The organism is Methanolobus sediminis, assembly GCF_031312595.1.
GTDB classification, from domain to species: domain Archaea; phylum Halobacteriota; class Methanosarcinia; order Methanosarcinales; family Methanosarcinaceae; genus Methanolobus; species Methanolobus sediminis.
Window position 1 is genome coordinate 1 of record NZ_CP133593.1, and the last position, 3,506, is coordinate 3,506.

The window sequence follows — 3,506 nt, forward strand, 5'->3', positions numbered from 1 at the left end:
TTAATTATGTCCAGATCGCATGAAAGCTATTAATCAGACTCACGGAAATTGTAAAGACTCGGTTTTTGTAGGTGCAGCTGATAGTTTGTCCTATGCTCCTAATACCGAAGGATTATCCTACGTATCGGTTAAGGGTGATATCGGGCAGAGTACCCTAGATAATGCCTTTGATGATGGTTTGGTATTTGATCCTAAACGAACTCGTCTAAATCGTGGTAATTTTGCGGTTCCTGGAAAGGGTCAAACACCTGATTATTGCCATATGCCATATATTGCAGGACTCAAGGGAGATGGATCAGGAGCAAAAGAGATCTATGTGTCTTGCAAGCTTGCCAGGTGTCCGGACTGTTATAGGCTATGGGTTGATAATGAAGTTTATCAGAATGCTGTTTTGTTAGAGGCTTATAGTCTTGTTTCTGGAAGTCGACCTTTTAGAGCTGTGGGTTCTATACCTGCTGATATGGAGATCACGCTAAAAGACTTGCGTAATAAGCGTAGATCAATGAAGGATAGACTTAAACGTCAGGGTATAACTGCTATATTCAGCCTGGATCATCCATTTAGAATAAAGAACTCTGTAAAGGGTGCTATAAAGGACATACTTGCCATTAGACGAGCTGATAATTCAGAGGTTGCTAGTGGTGCCTTGTGGGAATTTCTCTTAAATGAGGCTAATCTGGAGGCCATTAATGAGCAATTAGGAACAGAGTTTCCTTCATGGCGTCATTGTGTGGACTTGTCACCACATACTCATTTTTTGTTATTCGATGATTGTGGTGGATATCAGAAGATAACCGGAGATAAGGACATATTCATTAAGAAATTGACTAAGCCTAATGTTCTTTTAGAGTCCGTTAAAGACGTTGTTAAGCATATGAAGTACTTGTTTACTCACTGTGAGATATTGGTAAATGCTGGTAAATGCAGGTCTAAACCTTCAGGTGTTTCCGGAGGTCTGTATAATTTCAATCCTTCTGAGTATCTCACTGATGACGAGCTGCAAAGGGTTAAAGAGTCAGTTTTAGAGGTCTTGAATGAGAATAGGACTAAACCATTAATTGAGCTTAAAGATGGTACTCTTGGCTATTCTGGTGAGCCTGATGAGGACAATTTGATAGATGATGGATACTTGCCTTTATCGGAGTTTGTGCCATATTCAGCTATTGAAGCGGAGGCTATTGACGCTTGGATTGCTCATGTTCCTAATGAGGATAATAAAATCTATTGTGAATATTTGATAAATCGTTATCGTGCGATATTGTCGGATGATACCATACCGCAAAAAATGCGGAGGTTGTTCACTCGTGATCTTATGAAGCCTCCGGATAGTTTTGTTATTGAAAGATGTACAAATATAGCGGAGGCTATGCAAAAATGAGTCGTGAATACTGCTCTTTATGCTGTACTGCAAGGCAAAGAAACATCGTTAATTATAACGGTGCATATGTGTGTCTTGAGTGTATGTTTTTCAATAGTGGGTTAGCTGTTAAAGTTCCAGGTCGTTATTATAGCAAAGTGAGTACTGAAATAAAAATGGCAGTAACAGCAGTTAGAAAAGAATTACCGGACTATTGTGTACTTGATGATAACGGTTTTTACTTTGTAAGTGACTTGGATTATCAATATTTTAAGGGTATGCTTGTTGAATTGTTTAAAAAAGCCTGTAACAGACCTATCCTTTAAAGGGGTGTGGGGATATCCCCACATAGTATATACTTGACTTATTAAGAATAATTTGGAAAAAAGAACGGGTGACTTATTTTTCTGTGTCTTTTCTGATTAGTTCCCGTATATATGCTGATCTTGCGATTAATCCTCTTTTCTTGTCGAGTTCGTCTAACAGCTCTTTTTCCAGTGATACCTGTATCTTTTCCATATTGCGTGATTGTATGTTATCATATATAACATAACAACACAAGACATAGTTATATATAATATCACGTCTTATCATGTCTTGTTGGCGCAGGTTGTCTATCATCGGACAATGAAAAAAACAGGTGAAAGGCTTGGGATTAATAGAAAAATTTGAGCATGATTTGTCATTAAGACGTAGATCAGAGCGAACTGTTCGTAGCTATTCTTGTAATGTAAGGGAATTTTTAAAGCATAATCCCGAGCCTGAAAACGTTTCTTATGATGATTTGGAGTTGTATTTGTATCATCTTCAAAAAAGGAATTTGAAAATAAGTACTTTGAAGTCTAATTTCTCAGCAATATCTTCTTTTTATGAGTTCTTGATTTACAAAAAAATAACAGATAATAATCCTGTTCTTCATTTTAGAAAGCGATATCTGGATACTTCAAATGATAGTAATCGTAGGCAAATATTGACAGTTTCTAATGTGCGTGATTTGATTAATTCAATTGATTTTATCAGGGAACTTGCAATTGCTATGTTATTTGCTAAAACAGGTATCAGAAGAACTGAACTTTTGGAGTTAAAACCTGGGGATATTGATTTTATAAAAGATGTTATTATTATTGCCAGGAAGAAAAGAGCAAAGAACTTGATCAGGTTCATTGATGACGAATTGCATATTGTTCTTTTGCAGTATTTTGTTTGGAGGGATGCCAGGCAAAGAATAGGCAAATGCAAAACAGATTATTTATTTATTTCGGATGCAGGCGGGCGTATTCATAAAGATTATATCAATGAGTTCTTGCAAATGTATGCTATGCCTTTAGGCTTGCATGATCCTAACGGTTCCCTGGAATCACAACTTACCAGTCATTGCTTCCGTGGGTTTCTTGTTACTCATCTTAGACGTGCAGGTATGAAAAAAGAGCATATACAGACATTATTAGGACATTCCACTAAGAATGAGGTGTGGAGTGGCTTTTATCTTTCTATTGACATGGAATTGGTAAAAGATGATTATTTTAGGTGTGTTCCGGTGCTAATCGATTATTAATGTGTTATTGTTTTCGATAACAGGCAGTCTGTTTATGTGGATATTGTTTTATACCATGGATGTGTTTATTATATTGGGTATGTGCTAACCTTCATACTCTCCCGGGATACAAGACGATCTGGACAATTGTCACTATTTTCCCGGGGTTTACTGTTATTTTTCTTCTGATATCTTATGTCTTAGACTTGCCTGCAGGTCTGGACAGTTCGGTCGGTAATTATCTTTCTTTGCCGTGCCGATGCTATTTTGTTTATATGTCGTGGGGATGTATGTGTTTTTAGTGATATTCTATGGCTAGTAGTAACGCATCGGGTAAAATAGTAAACATGAGTATTGCAGGGTTCATTTTCGCGTCAGTGGGAGCCTCTGCACTTGTACAGATTGCAAACGTGAACACGAGTGGTATGGATGCAAGCACGGTGATCCTTGTAGGAGTCATCACTATTGCGTTTGTACTGGGAATCATCATCCTTTTCCTCAGGGAGGCAGGAATCAAGGTCAATTAATGCAAAACATCACCGTGGCACCCATAAATATTCGTTGTGACATCTAGTGGGTGCCATTCCTTAAGGTTTATAAATCATTGTTGCATTC

General features: G+C 37.5%; 4 protein-coding genes. All 4 read left to right on the plus strand.

Features of this window, described 5'->3' with window-relative positions; genetic code table 11:
* Nucleotides 1-19 precede the first annotated feature (19 nt).
* The 4 genes from RE474_RS13800 to RE474_RS13815 all read left to right on the plus strand — a co-directional run bounded on the left by RE474_RS13800 (nt 20) and on the right by RE474_RS13815 (nt 3,418).
* Nucleotides 20-1,378, plus strand: a complete 1,359-nt coding sequence (locus tag RE474_RS13800; protein ID WP_309312277.1) for a hypothetical protein — start codon at nt 20-22, stop codon at nt 1,376-1,378.
* The gene (locus RE474_RS13805; protein ID WP_309312278.1) at nt 1,375-1,683 is read left to right on the plus strand and encodes a hypothetical protein; all 309 of its coding nucleotides are present in this window, start codon (nt 1,375-1,377) and stop codon (nt 1,681-1,683) included. Before RE474_RS13800 ends, RE474_RS13805 begins: the two co-directional genes overlap by 4 nt.
* A 323-nt stretch (nt 1,684-2,006) precedes the next feature.
* Complete coding sequence (locus RE474_RS13810; RefSeq protein ID WP_309312275.1) at nt 2,007-2,912, plus strand: tyrosine-type recombinase/integrase; 906 nt, start codon at nt 2,007-2,009, stop codon at nt 2,910-2,912.
* A gap of 290 nt (nt 2,913-3,202) precedes the next feature.
* Entirely contained in the window at nt 3,203-3,418 is a 216-nt protein-coding gene (locus RE474_RS13815; RefSeq protein WP_309312276.1) for a hypothetical protein, read from the plus strand.
* Nucleotides 3,419-3,506 lie beyond the last annotated feature (88 nt).